General features: G+C 72.1%; 17 protein-coding genes. 6 read left to right on the top strand and 11 right to left on the bottom strand.

Going from position 1 to position 19,176, the window contains the following annotated elements; genetic code table 11:
• Positions 1–10: 10 nt before the first annotated feature.
• Entirely contained in the window at positions 11–529 is a 519-nt protein-coding gene (locus tag ABZW17_RS29870) for a hypothetical protein (protein ID WP_354821499.1), read from the bottom strand.
• Positions 530–654: 125 nt separating this feature from the next.
• On the opposite strand from ABZW17_RS29870, the gene ABZW17_RS29875 reads away from it, so the two are divergent.
• Positions 655–1,677 carry an LLM class flavin-dependent oxidoreductase gene (locus tag ABZW17_RS29875; RefSeq protein ID WP_354821502.1) on the top strand — a complete coding sequence of 341 codons (1,023 nt, stop codon included), beginning with the start codon at positions 655–657 and terminating at the stop codon, positions 1,675–1,677.
• Positions 1,678–1,711: 34 nt separating this feature from the next.
• On the opposite strand, the gene ABZW17_RS29880 is transcribed toward ABZW17_RS29875, so the two are convergent.
• From ABZW17_RS29880 to ABZW17_RS29890, 3 genes are all read right to left on the bottom strand, one after another.
• Complete coding sequence (locus ABZW17_RS29880; RefSeq protein ID WP_354821505.1) at positions 1,712–2,479, bottom strand: polysaccharide lyase family 7 protein; 768 nt, start codon at positions 2,477–2,479, stop codon at positions 1,712–1,714.
• 136 nt (positions 2,480–2,615) lie between these two features.
• The gene (gene katG / locus ABZW17_RS29885; protein WP_354821508.1) at positions 2,616–4,889 is read right to left on the bottom strand and encodes a catalase/peroxidase HPI; all 2,274 of its coding nucleotides are present in this window, start codon (positions 4,887–4,889) and stop codon (positions 2,616–2,618) included.
• Positions 4,886–5,338, bottom strand: a complete 453-nt coding sequence (locus ABZW17_RS29890) for a Fur family transcriptional regulator (protein WP_354821511.1) — start codon at positions 5,336–5,338, stop codon at positions 4,886–4,888. The genes katG and ABZW17_RS29890 overlap by 4 nt, the downstream gene beginning before the upstream one ends.
• Before the next feature lie 107 nt (positions 5,339–5,445).
• Between ABZW17_RS29890 and ABZW17_RS29895 the strand changes: the two genes are divergently transcribed.
• The 4 genes from ABZW17_RS29895 (at position 5,446) to ABZW17_RS29910 (ending at position 9,996) form a co-directional block, all read left to right on the top strand.
• Positions 5,446–6,243, top strand: a complete 798-nt coding sequence (locus tag ABZW17_RS29895; protein ID WP_354821514.1) for a thymidylate synthase — start codon at positions 5,446–5,448, stop codon at positions 6,241–6,243.
• Positions 6,240–6,698, top strand: a complete 459-nt coding sequence (locus tag ABZW17_RS29900) for a dihydrofolate reductase (protein ID WP_354821517.1) — start codon at positions 6,240–6,242, stop codon at positions 6,696–6,698. The genes ABZW17_RS29895 and ABZW17_RS29900 overlap by 4 nt, the downstream gene beginning before the upstream one ends.
• Positions 6,699–6,796: 98 nt before the next feature.
• Entirely contained in the window at positions 6,797–8,425 is a 1,629-nt protein-coding gene (locus tag ABZW17_RS29905; protein WP_354821520.1) for a GMC family oxidoreductase N-terminal domain-containing protein, read from the top strand.
• Positions 8,422–9,996, top strand: coding sequence for a succinic semialdehyde dehydrogenase (locus tag ABZW17_RS29910; RefSeq protein ID WP_354821523.1), 1,575 nt, complete (start codon positions 8,422–8,424; stop codon positions 9,994–9,996). The genes ABZW17_RS29905 and ABZW17_RS29910 overlap by 4 nt, the downstream gene beginning before the upstream one ends.
• 3 nt (positions 9,997–9,999) lie before the next feature.
• Here the strand turns inward: ABZW17_RS29910 and ABZW17_RS29915 are convergent, their stop codons facing one another.
• From ABZW17_RS29915 to ABZW17_RS29940, 6 genes are all read right to left on the bottom strand, one after another.
• Positions 10,000–11,457 (bottom strand): phospholipase D family protein, encoded by a 1,458-nt coding sequence (locus ABZW17_RS29915; protein WP_354821526.1) that lies wholly within the window; start codon positions 11,455–11,457, stop codon positions 10,000–10,002.
• A 51-nt stretch (positions 11,458–11,508) separates the two neighbouring features.
• A complete protein-coding gene (locus ABZW17_RS29920; protein ID WP_354821529.1) occupies positions 11,509–12,423 on the bottom strand; it encodes a PDR/VanB family oxidoreductase in 915 nt (304 codons plus the stop codon).
• On the bottom strand, positions 12,420–12,581 hold the full coding sequence (locus tag ABZW17_RS29925) for a hypothetical protein (RefSeq protein WP_354821532.1): 162 nt from the start codon (positions 12,579–12,581) through the stop codon (positions 12,420–12,422). Before ABZW17_RS29925 ends, ABZW17_RS29920 begins: the two co-directional genes overlap by 4 nt.
• Complete coding sequence (locus ABZW17_RS29930; RefSeq protein WP_354821535.1) at positions 12,578–13,609, bottom strand: aromatic ring-hydroxylating dioxygenase subunit alpha; 1,032 nt, start codon at positions 13,607–13,609, stop codon at positions 12,578–12,580. Before ABZW17_RS29930 ends, ABZW17_RS29925 begins: the two co-directional genes overlap by 4 nt.
• Before the next feature lie 69 nt (positions 13,610–13,678).
• On the bottom strand, positions 13,679–14,443 hold the full coding sequence (locus ABZW17_RS29935) for an IclR family transcriptional regulator (protein ID WP_354821538.1): 765 nt from the start codon (positions 14,441–14,443) through the stop codon (positions 13,679–13,681).
• Between the two features lie 22 nt (positions 14,444–14,465).
• A complete protein-coding gene (locus ABZW17_RS29940) occupies positions 14,466–15,404 on the bottom strand; it encodes an acyl-ACP desaturase (RefSeq protein ID WP_354821541.1) in 939 nt (312 codons plus the stop codon).
• 137 nt (positions 15,405–15,541) lie between these two features.
• Between ABZW17_RS29940 and ABZW17_RS29945 the strand changes: the two genes are divergently transcribed.
• Positions 15,542–18,868, top strand: a complete 3,327-nt coding sequence (locus tag ABZW17_RS29945) for a TM0106 family RecB-like putative nuclease (RefSeq protein ID WP_354821544.1) — start codon at positions 15,542–15,544, stop codon at positions 18,866–18,868.
• Here ABZW17_RS29945 and ABZW17_RS29950 read toward each other — a convergent pair.
• Entirely contained in the window at positions 18,823–18,981 is a 159-nt protein-coding gene (locus ABZW17_RS29950) for a hypothetical protein (RefSeq protein ID WP_354821547.1), read from the bottom strand. The genes ABZW17_RS29945 and ABZW17_RS29950 overlap by 46 nt on opposite strands.
• Between the last annotated feature and the right edge of the window lie 195 nt (positions 18,982–19,176).

Consider the following 19,176-nt stretch of genomic DNA (forward strand, 5'->3'; position numbering starts at 1 on the left):
GCGGTGCAGTTCAGGTGCGGTACGGCCCGTGGTTGCCGAGATCGGGGGCGACCCGCGGGTGCGCGCCGTCCTGGCCGGGCACCGGGGTGACGGCGGGCCGCCACGCCGGGTCCGCCGCGGTCGGCTCGACGACCACTTCGGTGGCCGGCCGGACGTGGGTTTCGGTGCCGCGCGGCTCGGTCTCCCGCTCCTGGAAGTGCTCTTCGACGAGCCGGTCCTGCCGGCGCCGGGCGAGCACGGCCAGCGTCAGCACGTGCGCCACGGCCATCAGCAGCAGGAAGACTCCGAGCCGGCCGACGAGCGCGGCCGTCGAACCGGACCACTGCGGGCCGACGACCGAGAGCAGGGCGAGCACGCCGAACGACACGAGGTGGAACACGGTCACCACCATCCAGGCCATCGAGCCGGTCCCCTCCTCGCCGTCCGGCCCGCTCAGGTACCGCCGGCCGCCGCGGTAGAGGACCTGGCCGTCCGCCACCACGAACACCAGGCCGATGATCAGGAACCCCGTGAGGTCGTTGTCGGGCATGCGTCTCCTCCTCGTTTCCGGCGGAGTACCCGGCCCGGCCGGACCCGGGCGGCGATTCACCGGAACGAGCGACCGAGCCCGTCACATCCGGGAATCATTCCCGGCCATCGGACGTCTGAGGGGGTGTGAAGAAGATTGGGTTCCTCTCGTTCGGCCACTGGTCGCCGGGCGCGCACTCCGAGACGAGGTCGGCCGCCGACTTCCTGCACCAGTCGATCGACCTGGCGGTGGCCGCCGAAGAACTCGGCGTCGACGGCGCCTACTTCCGCGTGCACCACTTCGCGCGGCAGGCGGCGAGCCCGTTCCCGCTGCTGGCGGCGATCGGCGCGCGGACGTCGAAGATCGAGCTCGGCACCGGCGTGATCGACATGCGCTACGAGAACCCGCTGTACATGATCGAGGACGCGGGCGCCGCCGACCTCATCTCCGGGGGCCGGCTCCAGCTCGGCATCAGCCGGGGATCCCCCGAGCAGGTGATCGACGGCTGGCGCTACTTCGGGTACGCCCCCGGCGAGGGCGAGACGGACGCCGACATGGCCCGGCAGCACACCGAGGTCTTCCTGAAGCTCCTGGACGGCGAGGGGTTCGCACAGCCGAACCCGCGGCCGATGTTCGCCAACCCGCCCGGCCTGCTGCGGCTCGAACCGCACTCCGAGGGCCTGCGCGACCGCATCTGGTGGGGCTCCGGCTCGAACGCGACCAGCGTCTGGGCCGCCAAGCTCGGCATGAACCTGCAGAGCTCGACGCTCAAGGACGACGAAACGGGCGAACCGCTGCACGTCCAGCAGCGCAAGCAGATCGAGGCCTACCGCGAAGCGTGGACCGAAGCCGGCCACGAGCGGGAGCCGCGGGTTTCGGTCAGCCGCAGCATCTTCGCGCTGACGAACGACACCGACCGTGCGTACTTCGGCCGCGACCGCCACTCGCGTGACCAGGTCGGCATGATCGACGAGAACACCCGGGCGATCTTCGGCCGCTCCTACGCCGGGGAACCCGACGAGCTCGTGCGGCAGCTCAAGGAGGACGAGGCCGTCCAGGCCGCGGACACCCTGCTGCTCACCATCCCCAACCAGCTCGGCGTCGACTACAACGCGCACGTGCTGGAGAACATCCTGACGCACGTGGCCCCGGAACTGGGCTGGCGCTGACGAGCGGCGGCCCGGTGGCGGCCGGGCCGCGCGGTCAGCCGTGGGTGACCTTCAGGCCGTAGAACGCCACGCGCGCGCCCTTCGTCGTGCTGTCCGAAGAGGACTGGTTGTACGAGCCCGCCTTGAAGTACTGCTTGTACGCCTTGAACGACGACGGAATGGCGTAGTGCGTGGTGCTCCCGTTGACCGTGAGGTCGATGGTGCTGCCGCCGGAGATGCCGATCGTGTAGCTCCACGTCTTGCCGACGGCGACGTGGCCGACGGTGTGCGCGGTCTGCCCGCCGTCGGGGGAGTTCTCCGTGCCCAGCACGATGTCCCCGCTCGCCCGGTAGTACAGCTCCAGCAGCGGTTTCGTCGACGAGCCGCCGGTGCCGAGGTGCACCTGGCCGACGCACACGTTCGACGTCACCGACACCACGCGCAGGGTCGCGGTCAGCTTGTGCGACCCGCTCAGCGACCAGTTCGCCGCCGATCCGTCGCGGTTCATCTCGCGCAGCTCCGACCGCGCGAAGTTCGAATTCGGCGTGGTGACGCCCTTTTCCGGCGCCCAGAAGGTCATCGCGCCGTCGCGGGTGTCGGTGTAGAAGTAGCTGTCCTGGAAGCCGTTGGCGCCCTGCAGGCGGGACGACGAGATGGTCGTCGGGCTGCCCGGCGAGCCGACCGGCTCCTGCAGCTGCCAGACCGCGAGGTCGAAGTTGCCGCCCGGGGCCACGGCCGGGTTCGCCGCCAGTGCGGGGGACGCGGTCGCCGCGGCCAGGGCCGGGACCGCCAGGAGAACGAGCAAAGCACGAACACGCGTCATCGGGTGTCCTTTCAGACGATAAATGGTCTGGACAACCCGGCGGCGTGGAACTCACGGTAGGTCGGCGTGCACCCGATGTCAAGATCGCCGGACGGGCCCGGCCGGAAACCGGCCGGGCCCGTGGCAAGGGGAGCGATCAGGCGAGGTCGAAGCGGTCCAGCTCCATGACCTTCGTCCACGCCGCGACGAAGTCCGCCACGAACTTCTCGCGAGCGTCGTCGCTGGCGTAGACCTCGGCCAGCGCCCGCAGCTGCGAGTTCGACCCGAAGACCAGGTCGACCGCGGTGGCGGTCCACTTGACCTCGTCGGTCGTGACGTCGCGGATCTCGTAGACGTTCTCCGCCGACTCCGACGCCTTCCACCGCGTGCCCGGGGCAAGCAGGTTGGCGAAGAAGTCGTTGGTGAGCACGCCCGGCTTGTCGGTGAGGACGCCGTGCGCGGCACCGCCGTGGTTCGTGCCGAGGGCGCGGAGGCCGCCGACCAGGACCGTCATCTCCGGCGCGGTCAGGTCGAGCAGGTACGCGCGGTCGACCAGCAGCACCTCCGGCTGGCGCTTCTCGCCGGCCCGCAGGTAGTTGCGGAAGCCGTCGGCGCGCGGCTCGAGGACCTTGAACGAGTCGACGTCGGTCTGCTCGGCCGTGGCGTCGGTGCGGCCCGGGTGGAACGGCACGGTCGTCTCGACGCCGGCGTCGCGCGCCGCCTTCTCGACGGCGGCCGAGCCGGCCAGCACGATCAGGTCGGCGAGCGAGATCTGCGCGCCGCCCGCCCCGTTGAACTCGCGCTGGACGCCCTCGAGGACCTCGAGGACCTTGCCGAGCTGCTCGGGCTGGTTGACCTCCCAGTTACGCTGCGGCTCCAGGCGGATCCGGGCGCCGTTCGCGCCACCGCGCTTGTCGGTGGAGCGGAAGCTCGCGGCCGACGCCCACGCGGTCGAAACCAGCTCGGACACCGAGAGGCCGGACTCCAGCACCTTCGCCTTGAGGGCGGCGATGTCGGCGTCGCCCACGAGGTCGCCCTCGACGGCCGGCACCGGGTCCTGCCACAGCTGCGGCTCGGCGACCCACGGGCCGAGGAAGCGGCTGACCGGGCCCATGTCGCGGTGCAGCAGCTTGTACCAGGCCTTGGCGAAGGCCAGCGCGAACTCGTCCGGGTTGTCCTTGAACCGCTGCGAGATCGGGCCGTAGACCGGGTCGAAGCGCAGCGACAGGTCGGTCGTGAGCATCGTCGGCTTGTGCTTCTTGTCCGGGTCGAACGGGTCCGGGATGATCTCCGGCGCGTCCTTGGCGACGTACTGCTTGCCGCCGCCCGGGCTGGTGGTGAGCTCCCACTCGTAGCCGAACAGGATCTCGAAGAAGCGGTTGCTCCACTCGGTCGGCTTGTCGGTCCAGGTGACCTCGAGACCACTGGTGATCTGGTCCTGGCCCTTGCCGCTGCCGAGGGTGTTCAGCCAGCCGAGGCCCTGCGCCTCCAGCGGGGCGCCCTCCGGCTCCGGGCCCACGTGGTCGTCGGCCACGCCGGCGCCGTGGGTCTTGCCGAAGGTGTGGCCGCCGGCGATGAGGGCGACGGTCTCCTCGTCGTTCATCGCCATCCGGGCGAAGGTCTCGCGGATGAAGTGCGCCGCGGCCTCGAAGTCCGCGCTGCCGCGGGGACCCTCGGGGTTGACGTAGATGAGGCCCATCTCGGTCGCGCCGAGCTCGGGCACCATCTCGGTGTCGCTGGCGTAGCGCTCGTCGCCCAGCCAGTCGTCCTCCGGACCCCAGAAGATCTCTTCCGGCTCCCAGGTGTCGACGCGGCCGAAGCCGAACCCGAAGGTCTGGAAGCCCATCGACTCCAGGGCCACGTTGCCGGCCAGGACGAGCAGGTCGGCCCACGAGATCTTCTGGCCGTACTTCTGCTTGACCGGCCACAGCAGGCGGCGGGCCTTGTCGAGGTTGGCGTTGTCGGGCCAGCTGTTGAGCGGGGCGAAGCGCTGTCCGCCGTCACCGGCGCCGCCGCGGCCGTCGTGGATGCGGTAGGTGCCCGCCGCGTGCCAGCTCATCCGGATCATCAGGCCGCCGTAGTGGCCGAAGTCCGCCGGCCACCAGTCCTGCGAGGTGGTGAGGACGTCGGTGATGTCCCGCTTGAGGGCCTCGACGTCGAGCTTCGCGAACTCCTTGGCGTACGCGAACTTCTCGCCGAGCGGGTTGCTCTTCGACGAGTGCGCGTGCAGCGGGGTGAGGTCGAGCTGGTTGGGCCACCAGTCCTGGAGGGTGCGCGGCCGGCCGCCGGTCTTGGGGGTCGGCGAGTCGATCGCCGGGTTCTCGCTCTCGCTGCCCTGCGAAGTCACCGAGTCGTGCGCGACCGGGCAACCGGCCGCCGCCTTCTTGTCCACGCCCTGCGCGCTGGACGGGTTGTCCTGGGTGGAGCTCATTTACTTCCTTCCGGGAGCGGCGAATCATTTCGGGGACGTGCGGCCGCGCAGCCGGGGCAGGTGCCCCAGTAGACGACCTCCGCCTGGTCGATCACGAAACCGTGGTCGTCCGAAGCGGTCAGACAGGGGGTGTGGCCGACGGCGCAGTCGACGTCGGCTATCGCCCCGCACGAACGGCACACGACGTGGTGGTGGTTGTCACCCACCCGCGACTCGTAGCGGGCGTTCGCGCCGGCCGGCTGGATGCGCCGGATCAGGCCGGTGTCGGTGAGCGCCCGCAGCACGTCGTAGATCGTCTGGTGCGAAACCGCCGGGTGGTCGGCCCGCACCAGGTCGATCACCGTCTCGGTGTCGACGTGGGGGTGGTCCCGCAGCGCGGCGAGCACGGCCAGCCGGGGCCGGGTGACCCGCAGCGAGACCGCACGCAGCTGTGCTTCGAAGTCCGACATCACCGCCGACCCTAGGGGCTTTTCTGGAATGGGTCAAGTTATTGCCCCCGTCCGTGTGGCCCAGCCGGAGTTCACGCTGCGTCAGCGGAATGGCTAGAGTCCCGGGCATGCCGGACACGCAGTACGAAGACCTCCTCCGCCACGTCCTCGACACGGGCACCCGCAAGGGCGACCGTACCGGCACGGGCACGAGGTCGATCTTCGGGCACCAGCTGCGGTATCGCCTCGCCGAAGGTTTTCCCCTGATCACCACGAAGAAAGTTCACTTCCGCTCGATCGCCTACGAGCTGCTGTGGTTCCTTCGCGGCGACGCGAACGTCTCCTGGCTGCAGGAGCACGGCGTCACGATCTGGGACGAGTGGGCGGCCGACGACGGGGACCTCGGCCCGGTCTACGGCGTGCAGTGGCGTTCGTGGCCGACCCCGGACGGCGGACACGTCGACCAGATCGCCGAGGTCCTGCGCACGCTGCGTGAGAACCCCGACTCGCGGCGGATCATCGTGTCCGCGTGGAACGTCGCCGACATCCCGCGCATGGCGCTCCCGCCGTGCCACGCGTTCTTCCAGTTCTACGTCGCCGACGGCGAGCTGTCCTGCCAGCTGTACCAGCGCAGCGCGGACCTCTTCCTCGGCGTGCCGTTCAACATCGCCGGCTACGCGCTGCTGACGCACATGATCGCCGCGCAGGCCGGGCTCGGCGTCGGCGACTTCGTCTGGACCGGCGGGGACTGCCACATCTACGACAACCACGTCGAGCAGGTCCGCACGCAGCTCGCCCGCGACGCGCGGCCGTTCCCCACGCTCGGCCTCAAGCCGGCCGGCAGCCTGTTCGACTACACCTACGAGCACTTCTCGGTCGAGGGCTACGACCCGCACCCGGGCATCAAGGCCCCGGTGGCGGTGTGATCGGGCTGATCTGGGCGCAGGCGGCGAACGGTGTCATCGGCCGGGACGGCGGGCTGCCGTGGCACCTGCCGGAGGACCTGAAGCACTTCCGCGCGGTGACCGCGGGGGCGGCGGTGCTGATGGGCCGCCGGACGTGGGAGTCGCTGCCGCCCCGGTTCCGGCCGCTGCCGGGCCGGCGCAACCTCGTGCTGTCGGCGACCCCGCAGGAGGGGGTCGAGACGTTCCCGGACCTGCCTTCGGCGCTGGCCGCGGTGGACGGCGACCTGTGGGTGATCGGCGGGGCGGCGGTGTACCGGGCGGCACTGCCGGTCGCGGACCGGATCGTCGTCACCGAGCTGCGGGAATCCTTCGAGGGCGACACCTACGCGCCCGAGGTGGGGCGTCCGGCGGACGCCGTGGGGGAGTGGCTGGCGTCGTCGACCGGCCTGCACCACCGCGTCCTGGCCTGGGGCTGACGGCCCGGGCCGTTGCGCTTCCCGGGGTCGGCGCTATACGGTTGGCCTGAACTAGAACACGTTACAGTTCTGGTGGCCGGTCGTAGCGAGGAGCGGACATGGCGAAAAGGGCGGCGCGCGGCGACGAGGCCGACTACGTCGTCGTCGGGTCGGGGAGCTCGGGGGCGGCGATCGCGGGACGGCTGGCGCAGGCCGGGGCCAGTGTGATCGTCCTCGAAGCCGGGAAGAGCGACGAGCAGCTGCTGGTGAAGAAGCCCGGGCTGGTCGGGCCGATGCACGCCGTGCCCCAGCTCAAGGCCCTCAACGACTGGGGCTACTACGGCGTCCCGCAGAAACACGTTCTCGATCGCCGGATGCCGGTGCCGCGCGGCCGGGTCGTCGGCGGCTCCAGCTCCATCAACGGCATGGTCTACGTCCGCGGCAACCGCGCCAACTTCGACTCCTGGGCCGCCGAGGGCAACACCGGCTGGGACGCCGACAGCGTCAACGCCGCCTACAAGCGCATGGAGGACTTCGAAGACGGCGAGAACGCCTTCCGCGGTGCGGGCGGCCCGATCCGGGTGACCCGCGCGAAGAACCCCCAAGAGGGTTCGCTGCAGTTCGTCGACGCCACCGCCGACGCGCTCGGCTGCAAGATCCTCGACGACTACAACGCCGAGTCCCAAGAGGGCGTCAGCCGGATGCAGCAGAACGCCGCCGACGGCCTCCGCTACAGCGCCTCGCGCGGTTACCTCCACCACCTCTCGCCCCCGACGCTGCAGCTGCAGGACCGGGTGCTGGCCGAGAAGGTGCTGATCGAGAACGGCCGCGCGGTCGGCGTCGAGGTGCTCGACCGCGGCCGACGGCGGACCATCCGCGCCGGCAAGGAGGTCATCCTCTCCGCCGGGGTCATCGGGTCCGCGCAGCTGCTCATGCTCTCCGGCGTCGGCCGCGCCGAACACCTCAAGGAGCACGGCATCGACGTCGTCGCCGACCTGCCCGTCGGGGACAACATGCACGACCACATGTTCCACGCCCTGACGTTCCACGTCTCGACCAGCAGGAACAAGGGCACGGCGCCGTACTTCGCCCGCGGCCTGGCCCGGGAGCTGCTCAAGCCCGGCAGCACGTTCCTGGCCAACTCGGTCTTCGAAGCGGTCGCGTTCCTGCGGACGTCGCAGGCGGGCGCGGTCCCGGACCTGCAGCTGCACCTGCTGCCGTGGGCGTACGTGTCACCCAACCAGGACGCGCCGATCCGCCACGACGTCGACAAGCGCCCGGCCCTCACCGTGCTGACCACGCTGATCTACCCGAAGAGCCGCGGCACGCTGCGGCTCGCCTCGGCCGACCCGGTCGCGGCGCCGCTCATCGACTTCCGGTACCTGTCCGACCCGGCCGACCTCGAACTGCTCGGCGAAGGCTCGGAAATGGTGCGCGAGATCTTCGCGTCCAAGGCGTTCAAGGGGTCGGTGAAGGAGGAGATCCACCCCGGCAAGGACCTGAAGGGGCAGGCCCTGCGCGACGCGATCCTCAACCGGGCGACGTCGGTCTACCACGGCGTCGGCACCTGCCGGATGGGCGTCGACGAGCTCGCCGTCGTCGGCCCCGACCTGCGCGTCAACGGCGTCGAGGGCCTGCGGGTCTGCGACGCCTCGATCATGCCGTCGATCACCGGCGGCAACACCAACGCGCCCTGCATCATGATCGGCGAAATGGGCGCCCGGCTCGTCCTCGGGAGCCCGTCATGACGCTCACGCCGCTCGGGCTCACCCGGCCCGCGTCGGTCACCGACGCCTTCCTGCAGCAGCTCGTCGCGAGGGTGCCGGGTTCGGCCGGCGCGACCTGGAAGCTCACCGAGGTCTACACCGGTGACGTGCTCGTCGAGCTGCCGCAGTCGACGACCGAGGACATCGAGCGGGCGTTCACCGTCGCCCGCGAGGCCCAGCGCAAGTGGGCGGCCACGCCGGTCAAGGAGCGGCTGGCGGTGTTCAAACGGGCGCACGCGCTGTTCGTCGGGCACGCGCGGACGATCGCCGACCTGATCCAGGTCGAGAGCGGCAAGAACCGGCGGATGGCGATCGAGGAGACCTGCGACCCGCCGATGGTGATGAGCCACTACCTCAGGCGGGCCGCCCGGTTGCTCGCGCCGACCAAGCGCGGCGGCCCGGTGCCGCTGCTGACGACGTCGACCGAGGTCCGGCTGCCCAAGGGCGTCGTCGGCATCATCGCGCCGTGGAACTTCCCGTTCGCCACCGGCGTTTCCGACGCGGTGCCGGCGCTGATGGCCGGCAACGCGGTGGTGCTGAAGCCGGACAACAAGACGGCGCTTTCGCCGCTCTACGGCGTCCGGCTGCTGGAGGAGGCGGGCCTGCCCGAGGGGCTGTTCCAGGTGGTGTGCGGCGAGGGCCCGGACGTCGGGCCGCCGCTGATCGACCGCGCGGACTACGTGATGTTCACCGGTTCCACGGCGACCGGCCGGGTGATCGGCGAACGCGCGGGCCGCAACCTGATCGGGTGCTGCCTGGAACTCGGCGGCAAGAACCCGATGATCGTGCTGGAGGACGCGTCCGTCCCGGAAGCCGTCCAGGGCGCGGTCTTCGGCGCGTTCGGCAACACGGGCCAGATCTGCATGCACATCGAGCGGATCTACCTGCCGGAATCGCGCTACGACGAGTTCAAGACGGCGTTCGTGGCGGCGGCCGCGGCCCTCGACGTCCGCGCGGCCTACGACTTCGGCCCCGACATGGGCTCGCTGGTCTCGGTGGACCACATGCGCCGGGTCAAGTCCCATGTGGACGATGCGGTGGCCAAGGGCGCGACGGTGCTGCACGGCGGCAAGCCGCGGCCCGACCTCGGCCCGGCGTTCTTCGAGCCGACGATCCTCGAAGGCGTCACCACGGACATGCTGTGCGGGGTCACCGAGACGTTCGGCCCGGTGGTGGCGCTGCACAGGTACCGCACGGTCGACGACGCCGTGGCGCTCGCCAACGACACGGACTACGGGCTGAACGCGTCGGTCTGGAGCGGCGACGTCGCGGCGGGGTGCGCGCTGGCGGCGCGGATCGAGTCGGGCAACGTCAACGTCAACGACGTCCTGGCGACGGCCTACGCGGCCAAGGGGACGCCTTCGGGCGGGGTCAAGAACTCCGGCGTCGGCGCGCGGCACGGTGACCAGGGGCTGCTGAAGTACACGGACGTCCAGAACCTGGCCGTGCTGAAGAAGCAGGTCATGGGGCCGCGGCCGGGGCAGGGGTACGAGAAGTACGTCGAGAGCATGCTGTCCGGGCTGAAGCTGATGCGGAAGCTGCGGATCCGGTAGCGCTCAGCCGTCCACGAGCAGTCCCCGCAGCGGTCCCTGCAGCCGGGCCGCGCGGCGGGAGGCCCCCGGCAGCAGGACCAGCCGGTGGGTCCGCCGCTCGCCCCGGCGTTCCCGCTCGGCCTGCTCCTCGGCCAGCGGCCGCCACAGGGTGTCGACGACGTCCGCCGGGGTCCGGTGTTCCAGCTCCGCAACCGGACGTCCGAGGTGCTCGGCCCACAGCCGCAGCCGGGTCGTGCGGGCCACCTCCGGGTCGTCGGTGACGAGGTTGACCTCGGTGTCGTTGAACAGCGAGTGCTCGTTGAGGTTCGCCGAGCCGATGGTCAGCCACTCGTCGTCGACGATGCCGAGCTTGGCGTGGACGTACACCGGGGCCGACTCGTCGCCGTCGTGGGCGCTGATCGTCGCGGCGAGCAGGCGGTGGTGGCCGTCGTCGGCGTCGAGCAGCCGGCCGAGCTGGCCGCGGGTGGTGTCCGAGCCGTTGCTCGGCTTGCGCGGCAGCAGCAGGACGACCCGGAAGTCCTCCGACGGCGGGTTCTTCAGCTTGTCCAGCAGTACTTCGGCGATCTCCGGCGACCACAGGAACTGGTTCTCCAGGTAGACGAGCCGCCGCGCCGAGCGCAGGGCGCGCAGGTAGCCGTCGAGGACGGTGAACTCGCCCTTCGGCAGGAAGCCGTAGGTGTCGTTGGGAACGGTCTTCTGCAGCTGCACGCGGCTGGTGCCGGCCGGCGCGGGGACGGCGGGTTCGGGCAGCGCCTCGCCGGCCACCTCGGTCCACCGCCGCCGGAAGTGGCCGGCGACGTCGGCGACGGCGGGCCCGTCGAGCCGCGCCACGAGGTCGTGCCACCCGATCGGCCGCGGCGGGTGTTCGGGGCTGTCGTGCCGGTCGCCCTCGAGCGCGGTGAAGTCCACGCCCCCGACGAACGCGACGGCGTCGTCGACGACCACGATCTTTTCGTGGTGGCAGTGCAGGGTCCGTTCACGGGCATCGAGCACACAGCGCACGCCGGTGCCTTCGGTGAACTTCCGCTGTTCGTCCTTCGCCAGCTTCCGCGACGGCTGGAACGCGGGAACCGGCGGCCCGGCCCAGAGCAGGACGCGCACCTCGACCCCGCGCCCGGCGGCCTCGGCCAGCAGTGCGCGCAGGGTGGGCGAGCCGGGCTCCCGCGTCAGCCGGAAGTCGGCGCTGGCGTGCCAGTTGGCCAGGTGGACGTGCGATTTCGCCCGCCGGATGGCCTCGGCGACGGCGGGCAGGGCCTCCTCGCCGTCGATGAGCACCTGGACGCGGTTGCCGTCGCGGACGGGCGCGCGACCGCCCAGCCGGTCGTCGGAGCCACCGGGGCCGAGCACCTCACCCCAGCCGAGCCGCCGCAGCCGCCGGCGGTGATGGGCGCACAGGGCACTCTCGAGCCCGTCGCCGAGCCGCTCGTCCACCTTGTCCACGAAAGAGTGAAAAGTTCTCACCGGTCCTATGTCACTACAGATCGGCCCGGTTCGCCGTGCAGTGACGCTGAGTCAGAGGTCGAGCACCAGCCGCGGCGAGCACGACCGGGACACGCAGAGCATCATCACCTCGTTCTCCGCCCGCTCCTGCGCCGTCAGTACCGCATCCCGGTGGTCCGGCTCCCCGCCGAGCACGCCCGTCTCGCACGTCCCGCACGTGCCCTCCCGGCACGACGACAGCACCGACAGCCCCGCCGCCTCGACCACCTCCAGGATCGACCGGTCCGCGGGCACGGGCAGCACCCGGCCCGAGCCGGCCAGTTCGACCTCGAACGCCGTGCGCGGGCCGTCGTCCGGCTGCGCCGTGAAGCGCTCGACGTGCAGATCGGCCGGTCCCAGGGCCTCCACCGCCGCCAGCAGGGGTTCCGGGCCGCAGCAGTACACCGCCGTGCCCGGTCCGGCGGAGGTCAGCAGCGCCGGGAGATCCAGCAGTCCGTGTTCGTCCTGGGGCCGGAACGAAACCCGGTCGCCGTGGCGGGCCAGGCCGGTCGTGAACGCCATCGAAGACCGGGTCCGGCCGCCGTAGACCAGCTGCCACGGGCGGCCCGAACGAGCGACCGCGTCGAGCATCGGCAGGATCGGGGTGATGCCGATGCCACCCGCGATGAACAGGTAGCCTCCGGCGTCCACCAACGGAAAGTGGTTGCGCGGACCCGCCACTTCGACCCGGTCTCCGACGCGCAGGGAGTGCACGTACGCCGAGCCGCCGCGGCCGCCGGGCTCGCGCAGCACCGCCACGACGTACGTCGTCGCGTCGGCGGGGTCGCCGCACAGCGAGTACTGCCGCACGAAGCCGGGCAGGACCAGGTCGACGTGCGCGCCCGGCTCCCACGGCGGCAGCACACCGCCGCCGGGTGCGCGCAGGGTCAGCCGGACGACGTCGTCGGCCGCCTCTTCCCGGCCGGCCACCAGCAGTTCGAGGGTCATGAGTGTCCTTCGGGGTGGGCGAGCAGCCAGTCCCACAGCTGCACCGGGTCTTCGAACTCGCGCTCGGCGCCGCAGTGGCAGACTGCGCGCAGCCGGTCGGTGCCGAGGACCCAGTGGATCCGGTTGACGCGGTCGCCGGTGAGCATCGGGCGGGTCACGACGTGGCCAGCCGCTGCAGCATGCGGCGCGCGGCCAAGCCGCCCGTGTCGATGTTGATCGACAGCTCCTGGTAGCCCGCCGGTTCACCGGCGATCACCCGCTCGAGGACGTCGAGAGCTTCGACGTCCTGCAGCACCACCGTGCGGTTGTTCTCCGCGAGGAACGCCGACACGCCTTCGTCGTCGAGCGCGAAGTCCCGTGCCACCGCCCAGAAGTCGTGCGTCGAGTGCTCGGTTTCGGGGGTGATCGCGTAGACGACCTCGACGTGGAAGGCGTCGGGGTCGCTGCCGTCCGGGTTCGGCACCGACCCGGCCGGCGCGATCCGGCTGTGCAGCTTGTACAGGCACGGCGGCGTGTACTCGATGTCCTGCCAGCGCGTGATGCGGCCCTCCAGGCCGGTCGACTTGGCGTAGAACGGCGGGCACGCCGCGTCGGCCATGTGCCGCGAGACGTAGACGATCCCGGCGTCCTCGTCGACCTCGGTCGTGATCGGCGTTTCGGCGACCTCCGGCGTGCCGATGTAGCCGCCGTGCAGGTACGTCTCGTGGGACAGGTCCAGCAGGTTGTCCACCAGCAGCGAGTACCGCGCCTGCAGCGGTTCCATCCCGCAGACCGTCGTGTAGCCCGGCGAGTCGAGCCAGGGCGCCCGCGGGATCGTCGTCGCGTCGGCCTTCGCGGGGTCGCCGATGAACACCCAGACGAAGGAATCCTGCTCCACCAGCGGATACCGGGTCAGCCGCGCGGTCCGCGGCACCCGGGTCTGCCCGGGCACGGCCACGCACTTGCCGTCGACGCCGTAGGTGAAGCCGTGGTAGCCGCAGACGACCTGGTCGTCGACGAGCCGCGAAGGCGCCTGGGACAACGGGAACCGCCGGTGCACGCACCGGTCCGCCATCGCGGTGACGCTCCCGTCGCGCGTCCGCCAGAACAGGATCGGCTCACCGCAGATGGTGCGGCCGAACAGTTCGGTGCCGATTTCCGAGCCGTAGGCGGCGACGTACCACTGGTCGCGGGGGATGGCGCTCATCGGGTCGTCCTTTCGTGGTGGGCCGGGTCACAGCCTGAGCGAGCGACCCCGCCGCCACGAAGGGCGATTTCATAAGATGGAAAGGGCCCGCGAAATGGCGCGGGCGCTCGTCATCACCAGCGGCGCGAGCGCGTGCGGCGACACGCTCCCGTACCGCACCACCAGCGACACCGCCGCGACGACCTGGCCCCGCGCGTCGTGGATCGGCGCGCCGACCGACAGCGCGTCCAGGGTCACCTGGCGCTCGCTGGTGGAAAACCCGTGCGTCCGGACGTCGGCCAGCAGGTGCCGCACCCGGTCCGGGTCCGTCACCGTCTCGCTCGTGTACCGCTCGATCGGGCGGCCGAGGACGTCCTCCTGGACCTCGGCCGGCGCGTGGGCGAGCAGGACGAGCCCGACACCCGTCGCGGTCAGCGCGAACCGGCCGCCGACGCGGGTCAGCACCGGCACCGCGCCCGTCCCGGCGATCCGCTCGATGTACACCACTTCGGTGCCTTCGCGGACGGCGAGCTGGACGTTCTCGCGCGTGATCTGCGAGAGGTCCTCCAGGAACGGCAGCGCGAGTTCCCGCAGGCCCAGGCCCCGCGGCGCCAGCGAGCCCAGCTCCCACAGCCGCAGCCCGACCCGGTAGACGCCGGCCTCGTCCCGCTCCAGCGCGCCCCACGCGCAGAACTCGCGCAGCAGCCGGTGCGCGGTCGCGGCCGGCAGCCCGCTCCGGCGCGCGACTTCGCTCAGCCGCAGCGCCGGCCGGTCCGGCGAGAACGCCTCCAGCACCCGCAGCGCGCGGCCCAGCACCGGCCCGGTGGCGCCGGGCACGCGACCTCGGTGCGGCACGGCGACCTCCGGCGGGCGGGACTCAGTCCACTATGCCCCGCGCCGCCCGGCGCGCGGCAGCCGCGTCACGGCGTTCCTCGAACCGGGACGCCTGCGTCTCCAGGCCCTTCAGGAAGGTCGCCAGCTCCTCCCGGGCGGCCTCGCCGACCGCGCCGAGACCGGTCAGGTCGAAGACCTTCCAGTACCGCAGCAGCGGCTGGACGACGTCGTCGTGGTGGATGCGCAGGTCGTAGATGCCCGCCTTGGCCATCAGCGCCGCCTTGCGCTGGAAGCTCGGGATGACCGCGCCCGGCATCGCGAAGTCCAGCACCTCGTCGGTGATCGCGCGCACCATGGCGTCCGGCGAGATCTCCAGCGCCGCCTTGACCAGGTTGCGGTAGAAGACCATGTGCAGGTTCTCGTCCGTGGACACCCGGGCCAGCAGCTTCTCGGCCAGCGGGTCCTGGGTGTAGCGGCCGGTGTTGCGGTGCGAAAGGCGGGTCGCCAGCTCCTGGAACGAGACGTACGCGCAGACGTTCAGCAGCGGCTTGTCACCGGTGTCGTAGCCCGCCTGCATCGTCTCCATCCGCATCCGCTCCAGCTCGACCGGGTCGACGGCGCGGGTGACCAGCAGGTAGTCGCGGATGCAGATGCCGTGGCGGCCCTCCTCGGCCGTCCACCGGTGCACCCAGGTGCCCCACGCGCCGTCGCGGCCGAACGCGCGCTCGATCTCGCGGTGGTAGCTGGGCAGGTTGTCCTCGGTCAGCAGGTTGACCTCCAGCGCCGTCCGCGCGATCGGGCTGACCCGGGACTGCTCCGGGTCCCACGCTTCGCCGCCCAGCTCGGCGAAGTCGCGGCCCTGGCTCCACGGGACGTACTCGTGCGGCATCCACTCCTGGGCGGCGGCGAGGTGCCGGTTGAGGTTCTCTTCGACCGTGCCTTCCAGTTCGTGCAGCAGGCGGGTGGTTTCGGGGACCGGCATGGGGGATGTCCTTCCGTACCTACGCGACCGTAACTTACGGTGCCGTAGGAACCGACAACGGACGCGGGCGCCGCGGGGTTCCCGACCGGCGTGTCGGGCGGCGGCGGTGCGCGGCGGCCGTGTCAGACTGCGCGGCGATGGTCACCCCAGCCGATCTCGCCGACCTGCTCGAATGCGAGCACCGCAGCCTCCTGAACCAGGCGCTGGCCGCGGGCCTGCCGGGAGCGCCGCGGCCCGAGCCCGGCCGCCACGAGACCGCCGACGCCGAAGACCTCGCGCTCGCCGCGAAGGCGACGGAGGAGGCGTTGCGCTCCGGGGCACCGGTGATCCACCGGGCCGTCTTCCTCGGCGGCGGGTTCTCGGCGCAGGCGGACGCCCTGGTCCAGGACGGCGAAGGCCGCTACGAGGTGCACGACACGACCCCGGTCCGGCAGGCGACGCCGGCCGCGGTGGTCCGGCTGACCGCGTGCGCCGACGCCCTGGCCGGCGCCGGTTGGCCCGCCGGACCGGACGTGCACCTGCGGCTCACCGACGGCAGCACGCGGACGCTGCGCGTCGAGGACTTCCGGCCGCTCGTGGACCGCCTGCGGGCCCGGCTGGCGGGACGGCCGCCGCGGCTGCCGGTCCCGCTGTGGGCCGACGAACGCCCGGCCTGCGCCGGCTGCGGGTTCGCCCGGCACTGCGCGACGGCCCGCGAAGCCGACCGCGACCTCTCGCTGGTCGCCGGGATGCGCGTCGACCAGCGCCGCAAGCTCGTCGAAGCCGGGCTCGGCTCGATCGACGCCCTGGCCGCGGCCGGCCCGGCCGACCGGCCGCGGGACCTGTCCGCGACGGCGTTCGCGACCCTTCGCGCCCAGGCGGCGCTGCAGGTCCGGCAGGACGCCACCGGCGAAGTCGCCTACGAGATCGTCGACCCGGACGAGCTGGCCGCCCTGCCCGCGCCCGCGCCGGGTGACGTGTTCGCCGACCTCGCCGGCGACCCGCACGCCCTCGCCGGCGAGGGGCTCGAGTACCTGTTCGGCGCGGTCGGCGACCGGGAGTTCACGCCGTTCTGGGCGCACAGCCGGGCCCAGGAGCGGCGCGCGTTCGAGGAGTTCGTCGACTTCGCGGCGGCGCGGGTCGCCGAGCACCCCGGCTCGCACGTCTACCACTACGCACCGTACGAAGTCACCGCGATCAAGCGGCTGGCGGCGGTGCACGGCACCCGTGAAGAGACCGTCGACCACCTGCTGCGCAGCGGCGCGGTGGTCGACCTGCACGCGGTCGTGCGCAAGGCGCTGCGGGTGTCGCAGCGGTCGTACTCGATCCGCCACCTCGAGCCGCTCTACCAGCCCGGCGCCCGCGCGAAGACCGCCGTGTCCGACGTCGACGCCTACGAGGAGTACCTGGCGTTCGCGCAGGCGGGGGAGCCGGAACGCGCCGGCGAGGTGCTGCGGCGCATCGCCGAGAACACCGAGGACGACTGCGTTTCCGCGCAGCGGTTGTTCGAGTTCCTGCACCGGGTCCGGGCCGAGGCGGGCATCGCCGTCCCGGAGCCGGCCGAGGAATCCGCCGAGGACGCGCTGCTGCGCGCGGCCGAGGAGGACGTCGCCGCCGAGCGGCGTGCCGAACGCGCCGCACAGCTGGCCGCCCTGGTCGACCCGCTGCTCGAGGGGCTGCCGGACGACCCGGGTGCCTTCACCGGGCAGCAGCGGGCCCGCGCGCTGCTCGCCGCGTCCGTCGGCTACCACCGCCGGGAGACGAACCCGGCGTGGTGGGAGTACTTCCGCCAGCTGGCCGCGCCGCTCGGCGACCTCGAAGTGGACACCACCTGCGCCGTGCCGGTCGCCCTGGAAGCGGGGGAGTGGGTGCCGCCGTCCGGGCGGGCGCGGACCGCGAAGCGGACGCTGCAGCTGGCGTGCGACCCGGACCGGCCGCACCCGTTCGCGCCGGGCGACGACGTGCGGCTGCGCTACGGCGACACCGCCCGCGACGCGAAGGTCGTCGCCGCGTCGGCCGTGGAGCTGACGCTGGAGGAGAGCAGCCCGCCGGACGCGACCACGAACGACCGGCCGTCCGCGGTGCTGCCCGGCAGCCCGGTCCGGCCCTCGCCCAAGGACGAAGCGGTCGCCGAACTCGCCCGCCTGGTCGTCGGCACGCTTCCGGAGCTGCCCCGGCACCCCGGCGTCGACCTGCTCCGGCGGACACCGCCCCGGCTGCGGGGCGGTGCGGCGCTGCCGGCACCGGGGCCGGACCTGGTCGCCACGGTGATCGAGGCGGTCGATGCCCTGGACGGGTCGACGCTGGCCGTTCAGGGACCGCCGGGCGCGGGCAAGACCTACCTCGCCGGGAGGCTGATCGCCCACCTCGTGAAGGCCGGGCGGACCGTCGCGGTGACGTCGAACAGCCACAAAGCCGTCGAGAACGTGCTGAGCGCGGCCAAGAAGACCGCACCGGACCTGCCGTGCGCCAAGCGCGCCAAGCGGACACCGGACCCGGCGGCGCCGTGGGAGCAGCCGAAGAGCAACCCGGCGCTGGTGAAGTGGCGCGAGGAGCACGACACCGGGCACCTGGTCGGCGGCACGGCGTGGACGTTCGCCAACGCGGCGATCCGCGAAGAGCCCTTCGACCTGCTGATCATCGACGAAGCCGGGCAGTTCGCCCTGGCCGACGCGCTCGCGGTGTCGGTGTGCGCGCGCAACGTCCTGCTGCTGGGCGACCCGCAGCAGCTGCCGCAGGTGGTGCAGGGCACGCACCCGGCGGGCGCGGAGGCGTCGGCGCTGGGGCACCTGATCGGCGAGGCCGACATCATGCCGCCGTCGCTGGGCTACTTCCTCGACGAGACGCGGCGCATGCACCCGGCGGTGTGCGAACCGGTGTCGAACCTGTCCTACGCCGGACGGCTGCACGCGCACCCCTCGGCCGCCGACCGCGCCATCGAGGGGATCGCGGCCGGGCTGTACGTGTCCGAAGTGGACCACCACGGGAACACCACGCGGTCGGTGGCGGAAGCGGCCGAGGTGGTCCGCATCGTGTCCGAAGTGCACGGTCGCATGTGGACCGACCACGGAGAGCCGCGGCCGCTCGGCGACGCGGACATCGTCGTCGTGGCACCGTACAACCTGCAGGCGCGGACGGTGACCCGGGCCCTGGCCGACGCCGGGTTCCCCGGGGTCCGGGTGGGCACGGTCGACCGCTTCCAGGGTCAGGAGGCCCCGGTGGTGATCACCACGATGACGTCGTCGTCGGCCGTCGACCTGCCGCGCGGCCTGGACTTCCTGTTGTCCCGCAACCGGCTCAACGTGGCGCTGTCGCGGGCCCAGGCGCTGGCGGTCCTGGTGTGCTCGCCGCGCCTGGTCGAGGCCGACATCCGCACGGTGGACCAGATGCGCCTGGTGGCGGGCATGATCGGCCTGCTGACGGCGGCGTCGCCGTGGCCTCAGCCGGGCGGTTCGACCTCACCGGCGTCGTCGTCGACGTCCTGATCGCGGGGCTGTTCCCGGTGGGCCTCGGGAACGGGAACGTCGAGGTCGACCTCGGGAGTGCCGGGCGGCGGCGGGACGTCGGGGGTCAGCGGGCCTTGCTCGGATTCGGTCATGGGCGGGGGTTACCCCGGTGCGGGGTGATCAAAGCCTGCGTGGTCAGGGGGCGGCCAAAGCGGACCCGGCCGGCTCGGCGGGGTCGGGGTCGTCCAGCGGCGGCCGCCCGGCTGGACGGCATCGGCGCCCCCTGCACCTGCGGCGGGCTGGCCGGCTTCCTCGCCGCCGGCACCGGCGACCACCTGCAGCCCTGG

The organism is Amycolatopsis sp. NPDC004625 (assembly GCF_040609695.1).
Taxonomy (GTDB): domain Bacteria; phylum Actinomycetota; class Actinomycetes; order Mycobacteriales; family Pseudonocardiaceae; genus Amycolatopsis.

Coding starts and splice junctions, on each gene's coding strand:
- ABZW17_RS29870 (WP_354821499.1), bottom strand. CDS start 529: ATGCCCGACAACGACCTCACGGGGTTCCTGATCATCGGCCTGGTGTTC.
- ABZW17_RS29880 (WP_354821505.1), bottom strand. CDS start 2,479: ATGACGCGTGTTCGTGCTTTGCTCGTTCTCCTGGCGGTCCCGGCCCTG.
- katG (WP_354821508.1), bottom strand. CDS start 4,889: ATGAGCTCCACCCAGGACAACCCGTCCAGCGCGCAGGGCGTGGACAAG.
- ABZW17_RS29890 (WP_354821511.1), bottom strand. CDS start 5,338: ATGTCGGACTTCGAAGCACAGCTGCGTGCGGTCTCGCTGCGGGTCACC.
- ABZW17_RS29895 (WP_354821514.1), top strand. CDS start 5,446: ATGCCGGACACGCAGTACGAAGACCTCCTCCGCCACGTCCTCGACACG.
- ABZW17_RS29905 (WP_354821520.1), top strand. CDS start 6,797: ATGGCGAAAAGGGCGGCGCGCGGCGACGAGGCCGACTACGTCGTCGTC.
- ABZW17_RS29910 (WP_354821523.1), top strand. CDS start 8,422: ATGACGCTCACGCCGCTCGGGCTCACCCGGCCCGCGTCGGTCACCGAC.
- ABZW17_RS29920 (WP_354821529.1), bottom strand. CDS start 12,423: ATGACCCTCGAACTGCTGGTGGCCGGCCGGGAAGAGGCGGCCGACGAC.
- ABZW17_RS29930 (WP_354821535.1), bottom strand. CDS start 13,609: ATGAGCGCCATCCCCCGCGACCAGTGGTACGTCGCCGCCTACGGCTCG.
- ABZW17_RS29940 (WP_354821541.1), bottom strand. CDS start 15,404: ATGCCGGTCCCCGAAACCACCCGCCTGCTGCACGAACTGGAAGGCACG.
- ABZW17_RS29945 (WP_354821544.1), top strand. CDS start 15,542: ATGGTCACCCCAGCCGATCTCGCCGACCTGCTCGAATGCGAGCACCGC.
- ABZW17_RS29950 (WP_354821547.1), bottom strand. CDS start 18,981: ATGACCGAATCCGAGCAAGGCCCGCTGACCCCCGACGTCCCGCCGCCG.